The 16,283-nt window shown below is 69.2% G+C and carries 10 protein-coding genes; 8 read left to right on the top strand and 2 right to left on the bottom strand.

The window, feature by feature from the left end; genetic code table 11:
- Positions 1-12 precede the first annotated feature (12 nt).
- Together HHX37_RS34445 and HHX37_RS34440 are read right to left on the bottom strand one after the other, a co-directional pair.
- A complete protein-coding gene (locus tag HHX37_RS34445; protein ID WP_182888071.1) occupies positions 13-900 on the bottom strand; it encodes a metal-dependent hydrolase in 888 nt (295 codons plus the stop codon).
- A gap of 30 nt (positions 901-930) precedes the next feature.
- Positions 931-2,688 (bottom strand): TauD/TfdA family dioxygenase, encoded by a 1,758-nt coding sequence (locus tag HHX37_RS34440; protein ID WP_182877826.1) that lies wholly within the window; start codon positions 2,686-2,688, stop codon positions 931-933.
- Positions 2,689-2,909: 221 nt separating this feature from the next.
- Between HHX37_RS34440 and HHX37_RS34435 the strand changes: the two genes are divergently transcribed.
- The 8 genes from HHX37_RS34435 to HHX37_RS34400 all read left to right on the top strand — a co-directional run bounded on the left by HHX37_RS34435 (position 2,910) and on the right by HHX37_RS34400 (position 16,279).
- Complete coding sequence (locus tag HHX37_RS34435; protein ID WP_182888070.1) at positions 2,910-4,022, top strand: DMT family transporter; 1,113 nt, start codon at positions 2,910-2,912, stop codon at positions 4,020-4,022.
- Entirely contained in the window at positions 3,967-6,783 is a 2,817-nt protein-coding gene (locus HHX37_RS34430; protein WP_182888069.1) for an AfsR/SARP family transcriptional regulator, read from the top strand. The genes HHX37_RS34435 and HHX37_RS34430 overlap by 56 nt, the downstream gene beginning before the upstream one ends.
- 210 nt (positions 6,784-6,993) lie before the next feature.
- Positions 6,994-9,327 carry a glycoside hydrolase family 3 N-terminal domain-containing protein gene (locus HHX37_RS34425; RefSeq protein ID WP_220503385.1) on the top strand — a complete coding sequence of 778 codons (2,334 nt, stop codon included), beginning with the start codon at positions 6,994-6,996 and terminating at the stop codon, positions 9,325-9,327.
- Positions 9,328-9,545: 218 nt separating this feature from the next.
- Positions 9,546-10,541 carry a LacI family DNA-binding transcriptional regulator gene (locus HHX37_RS34420; RefSeq protein WP_259406967.1) on the top strand — a complete coding sequence of 332 codons (996 nt, stop codon included), beginning with the start codon at positions 9,546-9,548 and terminating at the stop codon, positions 10,539-10,541.
- Positions 10,542-10,700: 159 nt separating this feature from the next.
- The gene (locus HHX37_RS34415) at positions 10,701-12,884 is read left to right on the top strand and encodes an alpha/beta hydrolase (RefSeq protein ID WP_182888066.1); all 2,184 of its coding nucleotides are present in this window, start codon (positions 10,701-10,703) and stop codon (positions 12,882-12,884) included.
- Positions 12,885-12,994: 110 nt separating this feature from the next.
- Positions 12,995-14,386 carry an extracellular solute-binding protein gene (locus HHX37_RS34410; RefSeq protein WP_220498714.1) on the top strand — a complete coding sequence of 464 codons (1,392 nt, stop codon included), beginning with the start codon at positions 12,995-12,997 and terminating at the stop codon, positions 14,384-14,386.
- A gap of 76 nt (positions 14,387-14,462) precedes the next feature.
- A complete protein-coding gene (locus tag HHX37_RS34405) occupies positions 14,463-15,404 on the top strand; it encodes a carbohydrate ABC transporter permease (protein WP_182888065.1) in 942 nt (313 codons plus the stop codon).
- Complete coding sequence (locus HHX37_RS34400; RefSeq protein ID WP_111697769.1) at positions 15,404-16,279, top strand: carbohydrate ABC transporter permease; 876 nt, start codon at positions 15,404-15,406, stop codon at positions 16,277-16,279. Before HHX37_RS34405 ends, HHX37_RS34400 begins: the two co-directional genes overlap by 1 nt.
- Positions 16,280-16,283 lie beyond the last annotated feature (4 nt).

The raw sequence follows: 16,283 nt of genomic DNA, 5'->3' as shown, positions 1-16,283 counted from the left end.
CCACTTCCGGGTTCATGACTGCTTGGCCGTAGTGTTGACTACCAGCTCCCCCTCTCCGATCACTATCCGCACGTCGATCGAGGCCAGCTCGCCGAGATTCCCCAGGTGCGTGCCACCGCAGGGGAGTCGTGCGGGACCCGGGGGCAGCTCGCAACCCCACCAGCGGCGGGAGTTGATCCAGGGCCCCTCGGTGTCGATCGTGATCCGCCCGCCGGCGGCGATCCACTCCGACAGCCGGGCCGTGACGCCCTCGCGTACCGCGTCGAGCCGTCCGGGGAGGGCCTCGGCGTCGAAGCCCGCCTTGCGGAGCGACTTGCCGAGGCGGTAGCGGTCGACGCTCTCCCACGGGGTGATGCTCGACCGCGTGATCGCCGCCTGGTCGAAGTCGGGGCTGCCGAGGCAGTCCGTACGCGGGACCTTGCGCCACAGGTCGCGCAGCTCCATGTTCAGGGCGAGGGACATCAGGTGGCAGGCGGTGTGCGCGGCGCTCAGGCTCGATCGCCGCGCCACGTCCACCGCGAGGCCCACCTGTTCGCCGACGAGATCCGCCGGGCTCCCGTCCGGCGGCGTCTCGAGGACGTGACCGACCAGGAAGGACCAGCCCGGGTCCGTACGGCGGGCGGGGATCTCCTCCGCCCGGTGCAGCGTGCCGTCGGGCCCGACCGCCATCGTGACGGCGTCCACGACGGCGTGCTCCTGACGCCCGAGCGTGATGGTGCCCCGGTCGCCCGGCTGGTCGGGCCAGGTGTGGTCGAGCGGGTGGAACGGCGTCCGGTCGGTGACGATCACGACCCGGCCCTCGTCGCCGGCGGCCTCCGCGAGGACGACGGTGGCCTCACAGACGCTCACGCCCTGCGGGAACAGGACGACGGTGCTCGGGGCCGAAGTGGTTTCGCCCATGGCGCGGTCCTTGTCCTTACATAAAAGGGATCAGACGGCGAACGCGGTGTCGATGATACGGCCGCGCAGTCTCCGGTGTCCGGCGGAAGGAACGAGGTCCCGGACCACGCAGACGCGCTGGAGCCATCGGTCCCGGCCGTCGTATCTGGGAGTGAACTCCGAGCGGCCGTGGACCGCCCTGCGGTTGTCGACGATCAGCAGGTCCCCCGTGTCGAGGCACACCCACCGCCTGACCTCGTGGAGCACCGCGTGCAGCCGCTTCAGGGCGGCGTCCGCCTCGGGCACGATCCCCATCATGAGGTCGGGGTCCACGGTGAGATAGGGATCGAAGGGGTCGCCGTAGAGCACGCGCAGCAGCGGCCCGTTGCCCTTCGTGCCGTGCGAGCTGCCGAACGAGTAGTCGATCCCGGTCCGGTAGAGGGGCTCGCTGAGGATCGCCCGCTCGCGGAGGCTCAACCGGGGCAGGGCCATCCGCAGGCTGGCGCTGATCGTCTTGGCCGCCCCGTCGTGGTCGGGCCGCAGGCAGTGCAGCAGCACGTAGTCGGGCATGAAGGGATGGAACGCCGTCTCGGTGTGGTAGTCGAGCAGGATGGCCGAGCTCTCGGAGGAGAGCTTCGCGGCGTTGTGGGGCGTCGGCACCACGTTCTGGAACAGCAGACCGTTCTTCTCCTGGCGGTAGCCGATGGGCTCGCCCAGCGCCTGCGCGAAGGCCGCCAGCCACAGCTCGCTGAGCGGACTGGCGAAGCGGACCCGCGCCTTCGGGTCGGCGGGGGTGGGGGGAAGCGCGGGGTCCACGGGCAGGCCCTTCACCAGCAGGACGCCCGAGTCGGTGCCGTGCTGACGGAACCGGCTCACCGCCTGCCTGACGACGCGCGGCATCTCGTGGAACCGCAGTTCGGCCTCGCGGAGGAACGCCTCCTCGTCGGTCTCCGAGTCGCGCAGGAACCCGTCGGCGAGCCCGGTGAACATGTGGGCGTAGACACCGGCGTCGACGACGTGCGGCCCGGGCTCGTTCTTCAGGTTCTCCGTGGGGGAGAAGTCCCGGCCGGAGAACCGGTAGGCGCCGGTCACCTCGGCCGCCAGGTCGGCGGCCGACCCCTGGTGCCGGCCGTCCAGCAGCCAGGAGAGCAGGTTGAGCAGGAGCCGCGCGTTGTCCTCGCGGCCGAGGAAGGGGCGCGCGAACATCTCGGCGTTGCCCACCACGGCGACCCTGCCCGCCCCGTGACGCGCGACCCCCAGGAAGATCTGGCCGTCCTTCTCCACCAGGCCGGTCAGCGGGAAGCGGGCGCTGACGGGCTTGGGCCGGTAGAGGTACGCCCGGGTGACGCCCTCCAGCGCGGGGTGCGCACCGGTGACCTCGGCCGGGAACTGGTAGGGCCGCACGTGGGGCTGCGCCGGATCCGCGGGGTCGCCGATCGCGAGATCACCCGAGGCGAACCCGAAGGGGGCGGGGCCCTGGGGCGGCTGCGGCCACTCCCCGTCCCCGAGGATCAGCACCGCGCCCCCCTCCTGGACGTATCGGTCGAGGGCCTCGCACTCCCTTGGAGTGAAGACCGCTCCGTCGACGCCCGGAGCGGGAACGAGCACGAGGCCCAGGTCCTTGAGCGCGTCTCCTTCGAACCCGTTCTCGAGAGCGGCCACCGTTCCCCCGAGAAGGTCGACGGCCAATTCCCCGAGGTCGGCGACGACGCTGACTTCGGAGAAGTCGGCGGCCCGGCCGGCTCCCGATTTCCGCTGAATGTCGAACCTCCACACCGCAGCGTGCACCAGATCGATACCGATCACCATGTCGGATCCTCCAGGTGAGACTTCGCGAGGTGAGACTTCGCGTCCATCGGAGAGGCTAGAGGACGAAGTTCGAATTTCTGTACATTCCTCGTATAACGGCAGAGGCTTTCCGGGCCTGTGCCGGGCGACCGGGCATCGCGACCGTGCGCGCCGCATATACGGCGCTTATACAACGGCCGCTTAGCCTCGTGTCCCAGCACGTCGCCCGGAGGAAACCGTTGATGTCGATCGAAGAGCCCGCCGCGCGGAAGACGGACGCGCCGGCCGCATGGATGGCGGAGTCGGGTCTCGTCGTGGTCGCCGCCGTTTTCGGGCTTACTTTCGTCGTAATTCAGGACGCCATCGAAAACGTGCCGCCGTGGTCGTTCGTGGCTCTCCGCTTTCTGCTGGCGGCCGGTGTGGTGGCCGTGCCGTACGCCGCGCAGATCGGCCGGCTCTCACGTACGGGATGGGGCGTCGGGGCGGGTCTGGGCCTGCTGCTGGTCGGCGGGTACGCGTTCCAGACGATCGGTCTCACGTACACGACCGCGTCCAACTCGGGCTTCATCACGGGTCTCTACATCGTGTTCACCCCGCTCATGGCCGCGTTGCTCCTTCGTCAGCGGGTCACCCGCTGGAGCGCCCTGTGCATCGCGACCGCCGCCCTGGGCCTGCTGCTCCTCTCGGGTTACGGCGGGGCCTTCCACCCGCTGGGCGACGCGCTCACCCTGGCATCGAGCCTCTGCTTCGCGCTGCACATCATCGCCATGGACCGGGCGGTCCGCCGTTTCCCCACGGGAGCCCTGGTCGCGGTGCAACTGGGGACGTGCGGAACGGTCGCCCTGTGCATCGCGCTGATCAAGGAGGATTTCCGCCTGCCCGGCGAATGGGACGCCTGGGGTGCGATCGCGTTCACCGGGCTGGCCGCCAGCGCCTTCGCCTATTTCGTTCAGGCGTACGCGCAACGGCGCACCTCGCCGACCCGGGTGTCCGTCATCCTCGGGATGGAACCCGTCTTCGCCGGCGTCTTCGGATATTGGCTCGCTGGAGATCGTTTGACGCCGCTGGGCTGGGCGGGCGCCGCGACCATGGTGCTCGGCGTGCTTCTCATGGACGTCAAGCCGTCCCGCGTGTCGCTGAAGTGGGGGCGAAGCATATTCACCGGCTGGCCGCAGGGTTTTGACATAGTATTTACCCGCCATGGCCGGGGGAGAGCAGCACCCAGATCTGCGGTTCCGCATACTCGGACCGCTGGAGCTGACGGCGAATGGCTCCCCGGTCCCCTTGAAGGGCCAGAAGGTGCGAACGCTCCTGGCCCTCCTGCTCTGTTGTCCGAACACCGCCGTACCGGATGACCGGCTGATCGACGGGCTGTGGCCGTCGGACCCGCCGGCGTCCGCGGCCGCGAACCTGCGCGCCTACATCCGCGGCCTCCGGACGACGTTGGGCGACCCGCACCGCATCACCCGCGTCGACCGCGGTTACCTCCTCCACGTACGGCCGGCCGAGGTGGACGCCCTGCGGTTCTCCGCGCTGGTCGCCAGGAGCGAGGAGTCGGCCGCCGGCGGCGATGTCGCGCGGGCGGCGGAGATCCTCCGCGGGGCGCTGGACGAGTGGACCGGCGTGCCCTTCGCCGGGCTCGACGACTGCCCCGCGCTGCGTACGGAGGCCGCGGTGCTGGAGGAACAGCGGTTCACCGCCGTCGGCCAGTGGGTGGAGCACGAACTCGCACTCGGCCGGCACGCGGACATGATCCCCGTCCTGGTCCAGCTCGTCGAGGAGTTCCCGCTGCGTGAGTCGCTGCGCGGCCGGTTGATGGAGGCGCTGCACCGGTCGGGCCGCCAGGCGGAGGCGCTGCAGCTCTATCGGGACACGCGCGCCCTCCTCGTCGAGTCGCTCGGCATCGAGCCCGGCCCGCAGCTGCGGGAACAGGAACAGGCGATCCTGCGGGAGGCCGTGTCGCCGGGCGAGGAACCCGCCGCCGCCTCGCCGCGCCCGTGCAACCTCCCGGCCGACACCCCCGACTTCACCGGCCGGGCCGAGGAGATCGCGCGGATCACCCGCTGGCTGACCTCCGGTGACCGGGTCGGCCCGTCGATCGTGGCGGTGTCCGCCCGGGGAGGCGCGGGCAAGACCACCCTGGCCGTACACGTCGCCCACCGGTTGCGGGAGGACTTTCCGGACGGGCAGATCTTCGTGCCGCTCCGCGGGGCCGAGGCGGCGCGCCGCATCCCGCCGGGCGTCGCGCTGGCCGGCTCGCTGCGCACCCTGGGAGTGCCCGACCACCGGCTGCCCGAGCACATCGAGGAACGCAGCGCGATGCTCCGGGAGGTGCTCTCGGAGCGACGTGCGCTGCTGATCCTCGACGACGCCGCGGACGAGAGCCAGGTGATGCCGCTCATCCCGGGCACGAGCGGCTGCGCCGTCCTGATCACGAGCCGGCACCGCCTCACCGCCGTTCCGGGCATACGGCGGCTGGAGCTCGAGTCCTTCACCGAGGAGCAGGCGATCGACTTCCTGCAGCGGATGCTCGGCGACGACCGCATGAGGAGCAGCCCCGAGGCCGGCGCGCGGCTCGTCCGCCTGTGCGGGCGGCACCCGCTCGCGCTGCGCATCGCGGGCGCGCGGCTCGCCGCCCGGCCGCACTGGCCCGTACGCCGCATGGTCGACCGGCTGGCCGGAGAGCACCATCGGCTCGACGAACTCGTGCACGGCGAACTGGACGTGCGCGCCAACCTGATGCTCTCCTACGCGGCCCTGGGTCCGCGGGCCAGGCTCCTTCTCATGCTGCTCGGCAGTCTCGACCTCGTCGAATACGAGGAATGGGCGGCGTCGGCGCTGCTGGACTGCCCGCTCCGGGAGGCCGAGGACCTCCTGGACCAGCTCGCCCACAGCCACCTGGTCACCGTGGCGGCCGGAGACCACGGCCAGCCCCGGTACGGCCTGCACGACCTGGTCCGCATCTTCGCCCGGCAGCAGGCGCAGGCGCAGCTCCCCTGCGCCGAGGTGCGCGCCGCGCTGGAGCGGGCCATCGGAGCCCTGCTGACGGTGACCGAGTACGCCCACACCCAGCTCGCGGGCCACGACCACCTGGTGCTGCACGGCATGGCCCGGCGGCGGCCGATGACGGAGGAGCACCTCAGGGAGATCGTCGTCGATCCCGTCACCTGGTGCGAGGCCGAACTGCCGAACATCCAGGGAGCGGTCCGCCAGGCGGCGCACCTGGACTTCGACGACCTCTGCTGGGATCTCGCGGTGACCGCCGCACCTCTCCTGGAGGTCCGCAAACACCACGACGAGTGGGAGCAGACGCACGAGATCGCCCTCGACGCCACCAGGGCCGCCGGCAACCGCCGCGGCGAGGCGGTCATCCTCGCCGAGCTCGGCGAGCTCAGCCTGCACAGACACGACTATGGTGCGGCGGCGAACTTCATCGGGCAGGCCGCCACCATCTTCACGGCGCTGCGCGACCGGCACGCCGAGGCCATCACCGAGCACAAGCTGGCCGTACTCGACCGTCTCGGGGGCCGGCTCCAGGACGCCCTCTCCCGTGCCCGGCGCAGCGCCGCAGCCCTCAGCGCGCTCGGCGACGTCGGCAACGAAGCACTCGTGCTCCGTCAGATCGGGCAGATCCATCTCCAGCTCGGCAACCACGAAGAGGCCCGGATCAATCTGGAGCAGGCCCTGCAGATGGCGCAGAAGGCGCAGGGCGCCCGCCTGGCCCAGCAGGTGAACTACCGGCTCGGCGAGCTCAGCCTGGAGTGCGGCGAACCGGCCGAGGCACTGCCCCGGTTCGAGCGCGTCCACGAGTTCTGCCAGGCCATCGACGACCAGGTCGGCATGGCCCACGCCCTGTACGGCATGGGCCGGGCGTGGGCCGCCCTGACGCGATGGGACACCGCGCACCGCACTCTCACGCTCGCCCTGGCGCACGCGAGGGCGGCGGGGGAGCGGATCGTCGAGGCCGACGTGCTGCACCACCTCGGACGGGTCGCCGGCAGCCGGGGGAGGACGGAGGAGGCGGCCGAGTCTTTCGCCCTCGCCGAGGCCATCTGCCGGAATCTCGGCATCACCCCCACCTGGCTCGGCGAACCCGAGACCGCGGCCCACCCGTGACCGGCCCGGCCGGGGCGCCGGGTCTCGGATGCGGACTCTGGACATCGCGAAGTCGATCAGCGATCTTTGTATTGCAAACGTTATCGATCACGTTTGCGGTAGGCACGGGATCCACTTGATCAAGGCGTGATTGGGGGGTACCGGATGACCGCTGTGACTCCGGAGCCGGCAGTGACCTACACCGATCCGGCCGCTGCCGTCGGAGAGCGCGTGACGGATCTGCTGGCCCGGATGACCCGGGAGGAGAAGCTCGCACAGCTGGGGAGCGCCTGGGCGTTCTCGCTGATGGAGGGCGGGCGGTTTTCGGCCGAGCGGGCGCGGACGGTCCTCCGGCACGGCTTGGGGCACGTGACCCGTGTCGCGGGAGCCACAAGTCTCAGGGCGGAGCAGGTGGCGCGGGTGACAAATGAGATCCAGCGCTTCCTGGTGACGGAGACCCGGCTGGGGATCCCGGCGATCGTCCACGAGGAGGTGTGCTCCGGGTTGATGGCGCGGGAGGCGACCATCTTCCCTCAGGCGATCGGCGTCGCGAGCACCTGGGAGCCGGAGCTCAACCGGCTGCTGGCGGATGCCGTCCGTGCGCGGATGCGCGCGATGGGAAGCCATCAGGGGCTCTCGCCGGTGCTGGACGTGGTGCGGGATCCGCGCTGGGGCCGGACGGAGGAGACCTATGGGGAGGATCCTTACCTGGTGGCCCGCATGGGCGTGGCGTTCATCCGGGGCCTGCAGGGTGCTTCTCTCGCGGAGGGCGTCGTCGCGACGGCCAAGCACTTCGTCGGTTACGGGGCGTCCGAGGGCGGGCTGAACTGGGCGCCTGCGCACCTGCCGCCTCGTCTGCTGCGGGAGGTGTATCTCCATCCATTCGAGGCGGCGGTCCGCGAGGCGGGCCTTCAGTCGGTGATGGCCGGCTACCACGAGCTGGACGGGATTCCCTGCCATGCCAACCGTGAGCTCCTCGGCGATGTCCTCCGTGGAGAGTGGGGCTTCGCGGGGACCGTCGTGTCGGACTACTTCGCCGTCGACGATCTCCACTCGTATCACCACTTCGCCGAGGACAAGCGGCGAGCGGCGGCTCTGGCACTCACCGCGGGCACCGACGTCGAGCTTCCGGCCACGGACGCGTACGCGGAGGCGCTGGCAGGCGCCCTGGACGCCGGCGAGATCAGTGAAGGGCGACTGGACGAAGCGGTCTCGCGGGTGCTCCGGCACAAGTTCGAGCTCGGCCTGTTCGAGAACCCTTACGTGGACGAGGTCGCGGTGACGGTGGCGGTGAACGCCGAGCGGCACCGGGAGGTGGCGCTCGAGGTGGCTCGCCGCAGCCTCGTCCTGCTCAAGAACGACGGCGTCCTGCCGCTCCGGCCGGGCACCGGAACGGTCGCCCTCATCGGGCCGAACGCCGACAGCGCCCGGCATCTGCTCGGTGACTACTCCTTCGCGGCGCATGTGGAGTCGCTGCTGGAGGCGCGTGAGCGGAAGGGTCTGCTCGGCCAGACGATGACCGTGCCGGACGACCTCGAGGTCGAGGAGAGCACCGACGGGGTCCCCACGGTGCGCGACGAGCTCACCGCCCGCCTGGGCGACCGGGTGCGCTACGCGCGCGGGTGCGACGTGATCGACACGTCGAGGGACGGTTTCGACGAGGCGGTCGCGGCCGCCGCGGCCGCCGACGTCGCGGTGCTGGTCCTGGGTGATCGTTCGGGGTTGACGACCCAGGCCACCACGGGAGAGTCGCGGGACCGGTCGAGCCTGGAGCTTCCCGGCGTCCAGGAGGATCTGGTCCGAGCCGTCGTCGCCACCGGAACACCCGTGGTGGCGGTGCTCGTCGCCGGTCGGCCGGTCGGCGGCGACTTCCTGCACGAGAAGTGCGCCGCGGTGCTGCTGGCCTGGCTGCCGGGGCAGACCGGGGCGCAGGCGATCACCGAGGTGCTGCTCGGCGAGGTCAACCCGAGCGGGAAGCTGCCCATCTCCTACCCGAGGACCGTGGGGCAGATCCCCGTCTTCTACGGACACAAGGTGTCCGGCGGGCGGTCGCACTGGCACGGCGACTACGTCGACTCGCCCGTCAGCCCGCGATACCGCTTCGGTCACGGCCTGGGGTACGCCCCGTTCGTCATCGAACAGGTCACTCTGGACCGCACCGAAGTGATCGCGGGGGACAGCGTCGCCGTGGAGGCCACCGTGGCCAACATCGGTGATCGAGCCGGAGAGGAAGTCGTCCAGCTCTACGTTCGCGACCCGCAGGCGACGGTCACCCGGCCGGTGCTGGAGTTGAAGAGCTTCGCCCGTGTCGCCGCCGGTCCCGGGCAGCGAAGGGCCGTACGCTTCGACCTGCCCACGGGCCAGCTCGGCTTTTACGACAGGGACATGAACTACTCGGTGGAAACCGGGCTCATCGAGGTGTACGTCGGCTTCTCCTCCGATATTCGTACGCTCGCGGGCACGTTCACCATCACCGGCGACTCCGGCCGGCCGGAGGTCCGGAAGGCCTACTCGGGCACGGTCACCGTCGGCGAACCGCCTCAGGCGGCCACGTCGCCGGCCTGACGGGATGACGGCCTGCCGATGCGCGACGGACAGCCGTCCCCCGCCCTGCCTGCGCATTCTGGTCATGTCCTTATAGGACGTACGGTCGGCGCGGTGAGTGGCCGAAATGGGTCTTGTCTTCGCAATCGTTGTCGCTTACGTTAAAAAAACCGCAAACGTAACCGATAACGATTGCAAACAGAGAGGGCCGCATGGCCGATGGCGGAGCTCCGGTGACCATGAGCGATGTCGCGCGACTGGCGGGCGTCTCCGTGGCAACCGTGTCGCGGGTGGTCAACGGGCGCTACGGCGTCAGCACCGGCACCACCGCGCAGGTCCGTTCGGCCATCGAGCGGCTGGGCTACGAGTCGAGTCTGGTGGCGACGAGTCTGCGGCGCAGTCGTACCAATGTCCTGGGTCTGGTGACCCACAGCTTCCAGTCCTATACGGCCGAGGTGCTCAAGGGCGTGATGGAGGCGTTGGCCCGGTCGAGCTTCGATCTGATCGTCTACGCCAACAGCGCCGTCTACGGGACATACTCGGAGGGCTGGGAGCAACGGCACCTCACCCGCCTGTCGGGCACGCTCACGGACGGGTGCATCGTGGTCACGCCCTGGGGCGAGGTGCGGAGCAGCACTCCGGTCGTGGTCATCGATCCGGTGCGGGATTCGACGGTGCCGTCGGTGACGGCGGACAACCTCTCGGGCGCCGTCACAGTGGTCGAGCATCTGCTGGGCCTGGGCCACCGCCGGATCGGATTCATCGCGGGCCGTTCCAGCCTCGCGGCCGCGTGGTCGCGCGAGGAGGGTTACCGGAGGGCGCTGACCGAAGCCGGCGTGCCGGTCGACCCGGCCCTGATCGGCAGGGGCGACTTCAATCCCGAGTCCACGGTCCCGTTGGCGCGCGAGCTGCTGGGAAGGGCGGACCGTCCGACGGCGATCTTCGCAGCGAGCGACGGGATGGCCCTGAAGGTGCTGGAGGTCGCGAAGGAGCTGGGACTCAGCGTCCCCGGCGACCTGTCGGTGGTCGGATTCGACAACATTCCGGAGGCCGCGCTGGCGGAGCCGGGGCTGACCACGGTGGACCAGTCGATGTACCGGCTCGGACACGAGGCCGCGCGCATGCTGCGATCACTGGTGACCGATGAGTGGGAGGGCCCCCGCCAGATACTGCTCCCGACGCGCTTGGTGGTCCGCGGCAGCACCGCACCGCCGAGGACCACGACAAGACCCTGACAACCCACAGGTGCGGTATGCGGCCGTACCTGACGTCAGGTCAATCGAAAACAGACTCGCGACGGACGGAGGTGCAGGAACAGAGTCCACACCACATCCACCGATGAATCAGGTCGGTCAGTCGGGCCCAATCCGCTGCCGACCACAAAGGAGATCGGTATGTCACTGTCATTATATCACGGCAGAGTGCGCCCCATGGGCGTACGCCGGCTCTCGGCGGCGGTCGTCGCCGGAGTCATGGCACTCGCGGCGGTGTTGCTCCCGCCGCGATCCGCGGTGGCGGACACGCCCTGGCTGAGCGTCTCCGAGGACGGCTACGCGTCGTTCACCGTCCCGGCGGCCTATGTGCAGACCAACGTGGGCCAGGTGTCCCAGGTCGTCGTCGAGGGGAACTTCGGTCCCTCCTCCGCCTGGGCGGAGTACGGCCTGACCCGCCGGGGCGACGCCTGGTCGGGGATCCTCGGCCCGCTCAAGCCGGGGCTGTACTCCTACCAGGTCACGGGCGACGACACCAAGAGTTTCAAGGACCCGACGAACGCCACCACCGTGGCGTCCAAGCCTCTGTGGAGCACCTTTCTCGTCGCGGGCGACTCGGCGCGTCTGCTGGCGGACGCGCCCGAAGGGCGGGGCGGCAAGGTCGGGACCCTGACCTACCGGGCCGGGACGCAGGAGCGGTCGGCTCTGGTCTGGACGCCGCCGGGCTACCCGGCCAAGGGCGGCAAGCCGCTTCCGGTGCTCTACCTGCTGTCCGGCCCGGACAGGAGCGCCACCGACTGGCTCGACCTCGGCCGTGCCAGGCAGATCCTCGACAACCTGTCGGCCGGCGGTTCCATCGAGCCGATGGTGGTCGTGATCGCCGACGGTCGCGGACCGGACGACGACAAGGACCTCAAGGACCTCCGCAAGGCCGTCGGAGACGCCTACCGCGTCCATCACGACCGGGAGCACCAGGCGATCGCCGGTGTGTCCGAGGGCGGGACGCAGGCGTTGCGCGCCGCCCTGACCGGTGCCGGCCAGTTCGCCTACGCCGGTTCGTTCTCGGGTCTCCTCACGGAGATCGCCGGAGGCAGGCCCGGTCCCGGGCCGAACCCCGGTGCCAAGCTGCTGCGCCTGTACACCGGGAACGTGACCGATCCCGCCTACAACGCCACCGTCCGCCTGACGAAGGCGCTGGACCGCGCCGGTGTCAGGTACGAGTTCGACGGGGTCAACCCCGACGCCGGGGGGAACTGGACCGCCTGGCAGGAGAACCTGATCGATTTCCTCCCGCGGCTGTTCCGCAAGGCGCCGGACCATGGTCCGAGCGCCGGTCACGAGCGGCTGAAGGGCGAGTTCCACCCGCCGGCGCCCGGCACGACTCCGACGCCGTTCGTGACGAAGGACGGCTTCGTCACCTTCGAGACCACGACGGACTTCAAGAACGCCCAGCACGTCACCGTGTGGGCGAACATCGCTCCCGGCGGGAGCTGGCTGCGCGTTCCGATGTCCCGCGAGGGCGACCGGTGGCGGGCGACCGTGGGACCGCTGGACCCGTGGTTCTACTACTACCAGTGGATCGTGGACGGGGTCTCGGTCAAGGACGTGTCGAACCCGGCGAAGGTGACCACCGAGCCAACCTGGAGCACCTTCTTCATCTCCGGAGAGAGGTCGCGCCTGCTCTCGGACGTTCCCGCCGGTCAGGGCGGAAAGGTGGAGAGCCTGACGTACCGGAGCAACGTGGCGAACGCCGACCGGACCGCGTTGGTGTGGACCCCGCCCGGATACGACCCGAACCGCGCGCAGCCGTATCCCGTCTTCTACCTCCAGCACGGTGGCGGCCAGAACTACACCGACTGGGTGGAGATGGGACGCGCCAAGCAGATCCTCGACCACCACTTCCTCGACGGGAAGCTGGTGCCGATGGTGGTCGTGATGGGCAACGGCAACACGTCCGACTTCAACAAGGAGCTGCTGGAGAACATCGTTCCGGCGGCCCGGGCCCGCTACAACATCTCCGGCGACCCGTCTCAGCAGGCCCTGGCCGGCCTCTCGATGGGCGGTGGACAGACGATCGGGGTGCTCAAGGCGTACCCGGGCCGGTTCGCCTACATCGCGGCGTTCTCGGCCGGGTTCGGCGGCGGCAGCGGCGTCGACGTGGCGGCGATCAACAGCGGGACCAAGCTGCTGCGCATGTACGTCGGCGATGTGACCGATTTCGTGTACCCGTCGTTCATGGCGGGCCTGACCACGATGAACGACCTCGGCGTCCGCTACGAGTTCGACGGGGTCACCCCTGGACCGCACGGCTGGGACGTGTGGCAGAAGAACCTCATCGACCTGGCGCCGCGACTGTTCAAGCGCTAGGTAGGCCCGACGAGGCGGTGCCGCCGGGGCATGGGCGTTCCTGCCCCGGCGGTGCCCGCAGCGTACGGGAGCCGGCACGAAGGACAGGACGCGGACCCGGAGGGGAAATCATGTCAACGAAGACGAAGAGAATATTCGCCACCACAGCCATGCTCGCCGCGGCGTGCGTGCTTGCCGCCTGCTCCTCCACCGCGGGAAGCGAAAGCAGCGCGAGGGCGAGCAACAGCGGAAACGACACGACCGGAAACAAGGCGAGCAACTGCACGAACACGATCAGCAAGAAGGACCTGCCGGTCGTGACCTTCTGGGGCTGGTACCCCAACATGCAGCTCGTCGTCGACAACTTCAACAAGCAGAACAACGAGGTGCAGGTCTGCTGGACCAACGTCGGCCAGGGCGGCGACGAGTACGACAAGTTCCAGACGGCCATCTCGGCGGGCACCGGCGCGCCCGATGTGATCATGATCGAGGCGGACCGGATCCCGACCTTCCAGATCCAGAAGGCGCTCGTCGACATCAAGCAGTACGGCTTCGACGCCGTCAAGGCGAACTACGGCGACGGCGCGTGGAAGGACGTCTCGATCGGCGGCGCGGTCTACGGCGTACCGGTCGACGGCGGCCCGATGGCGATGATCTACCGGAAGGACATCTTCGACAAGTACAAGATCACGCCGCCGAAGACGTGGGCCGAGTACGAGCAGGCGGCGCAGAAGGTGAAGGACGCGGGAGGCCCGCTGTTCGGCGACCTGGGCGCGAACGTGCCGGCCGTCATGATGGCGCTGCAGATCCAGAAGGGCGCCACTCCCATCACCTACGACCCGGCGAAGCCCGAGTCGATCGGTATCGCGCTGAACGACCAGGCGTCCAAGGACGTCCTGGACTACTGGGGGAACCTCGCGCGGAAGGGCCTGGTCGGGACACAGGACCAGTTCACGCCGGAGTACATCTCCGGCGTCATCAACGGTAAGTACGCGACGTACATCTCGGCGGCCTGGGCGCCCGGGTACCTCACCGGCGCCGGCGTCGGCAAGGGCAAGGACACCGGCAAGTTCGCGGTGGCGCCGCTCCCGCAGTGGGATCCCGCCAACCCGGTGCAGGTGAACTGGGGCGGGTCGGCCTTCTCCGTGACAAGTCAGGCGAAGAACCCCGAACTCGCGGCGAAGGTGGCGTACGGCCTCTACGCCGACGACGAGTCGCTCACCGACGGCTGGACCAACCAGATCATCTTCCCGCTGAACCTCAAGGCGCTCAACGATCCCAAGTTCGTGGATTTGAAGGTGTCGTTCTTCGACGGCCAGCAGGCGAACAAGGAGGTCTACGTCCCCGCGGCGAACGCCTACAAGGGCATGACCTACAGCCCGTTCGGCCAGTACTACTTCGATGCCATGACGAAGCAGATCGGCGCGGTCATCGAGGGCTCCATCACCGGTGCGCAGGCGGCCGACCGCGTCCAGGAGGACGTGGTCGGCTACGCCAAGGAGCAAGGCTTCACCGTCCAGTGACACCACGGGTGGGCCCGCCGTCCTCGACCGGCCGGCCCACCCGCCACTCCCCAGCATCGACCTCCCGGAGCCCAAGATGACCCTCCTGATCGAGGAGAGTGCGTCGAGCACTCAAGAGAAAGCGCACAAGGTCCGCGGCACGGTGCGTCTCCGCGAGCACCTGATGGGGTGGCTCTTCGTCGGGCCGTTCGGGCTCGTCTTCCTGGCGCTTCTCATCGCGCCGCTCGCGTACGCGCTGTACCTCAGCCTCTTCCGGAAGAAGCTGATCGGCGGCACCAGCTTCGTCCTGTTCGACAACTACGTGAAGGCGTTCACCGACCCGAGCTTCCTTTCCGGGGCGTGGTTCGTCGTCCGCTTCTCCCTGGTCGCCATCCCGCTGCAGATCGTCATCGCGCTCGCGATGGCCCTCATCCTGGATACCGTCACCTCCGCGTTCGCCCGGTTCTCGCGGTTGATGATTTTCCTTCCATACGCGATTCCCACGGTCATCGGTGCGGTGATGTGGGGGTTCCTGTACAGCAGGAGCTTCGGGCCGCTCTCCGACATCTTCGGACTGTTCGGCGCCACCGCGCCCGACTTCCTCAGCAGCAACCTGGTCTTCTACGGCCTGGTCAACGTCGTCACCTGGCAGTGGGCCGGTTACTACATGATCATCCTGTACGCGGCGCTGCAGGGCATCGACCCGGCACTCTACGAGGCGGCCCGCATGGACGGCGCCGGCAAGTGGCAGATCGCGCTGCGGATCAAAATCCCGCTCATCGCCCCCGCGCTGCTCCTGATCCTGGTCTTCGCGCTCATCGGCACGCTGCAGTTCTTCAACGAACCACAGTTCCTGCGGTTCCTCGCGGCCGGCACGATCGGGCCGGACTTCACCCCCAACATGTACGCCTACCAGCAGGCGTTCGCACTCGCGAACTTCAACTACGGGTCGGCGATCTCCTTCGCCCTCGGCGGGATCGTGTTCGCCGGCGTCTACGCCTTCCTGTTCTTCACCCGCAAGCGGAGGAGCTTTCTGTGATGACCGGCCGCTCCGGCGCACGCCGCCCGCCACAACGCCACCTGCCCCTGCAGGTGCTCCTCGGCTTCCTGGTCGTCTACTTCCTCGTGCCGTTCTGGTGGGTCATCGTCAACAGTTCCAAGGACGCCCCCGGCCTCTTCGGCGGCGGCAACACCCTGTGGTTCACCGACCGGATCGACTACTTCGAGAACCTCAGGCAGCTGTTCACCTACGACGGCGGCATCTACGGCAGGTGGATCCTCAACTCCACGCTGTACGCGTTCGCGGGCGGGATCGGCGCCACGATCCTGGCCGTCATGGCCGGTTACGGATTCGCCAAGTACCGGTTCGCCGGCAGGCGCTTCGGCTTCTCCGTCCTGCTGGGCGCGTTGATGGTGCCCGCGACCGCCCTGGTGATTCCCACCTTCGTGATGTTCTCCGGGCTCGGCCTGACGAACACGATATGGGCGGTGATCCTTCCGTCACTGCTCAACCCGTTCGGCGTCTACCTGATGCACGTGTACGCGCGCGACGCGGTCCCCGACGAGATCCTGGACGCGGCGCGGGCCGACGGCGCGGGTGAAGTGCGGACGTTCCTGCAGGTCGCGCTCCCGCTGATGCGGCCCGCGGTGGTCACGGTGCTGCTCCTGTCCGCGGTGGCGTCCTGGAACAACTACTTCCTGCCCGTCGCCATGCTCTCCGACAACCGCCTTTTCCCCGTCACCGTCGGACTCGGCCTCTGGCAGGGAATCGCCTCCGCGAACAACGCGGGCAGCACCTCCCTCTGGAGCCTGATCATCCTGGGCGCGCTCGTGTCGGTGATCCCGCTCATCGTCGCCTTCTTCACCCTCCAGCGGCACTGGCGCGGCGGACTGTCCGTCGGGGGCCTGCGCTGACGCG

The sequence above is a fragment of the Microbispora sp. H10885 genome (assembly GCF_014161415.1).
Lineage (GTDB): Bacteria > Actinomycetota > Actinomycetes > Streptosporangiales > Streptosporangiaceae > Microbispora > Microbispora triticiradicis.
Note: the sequence above shows the minus strand (reverse complement) of the source record. Positions and strands in the feature narration are given on the sequence as shown.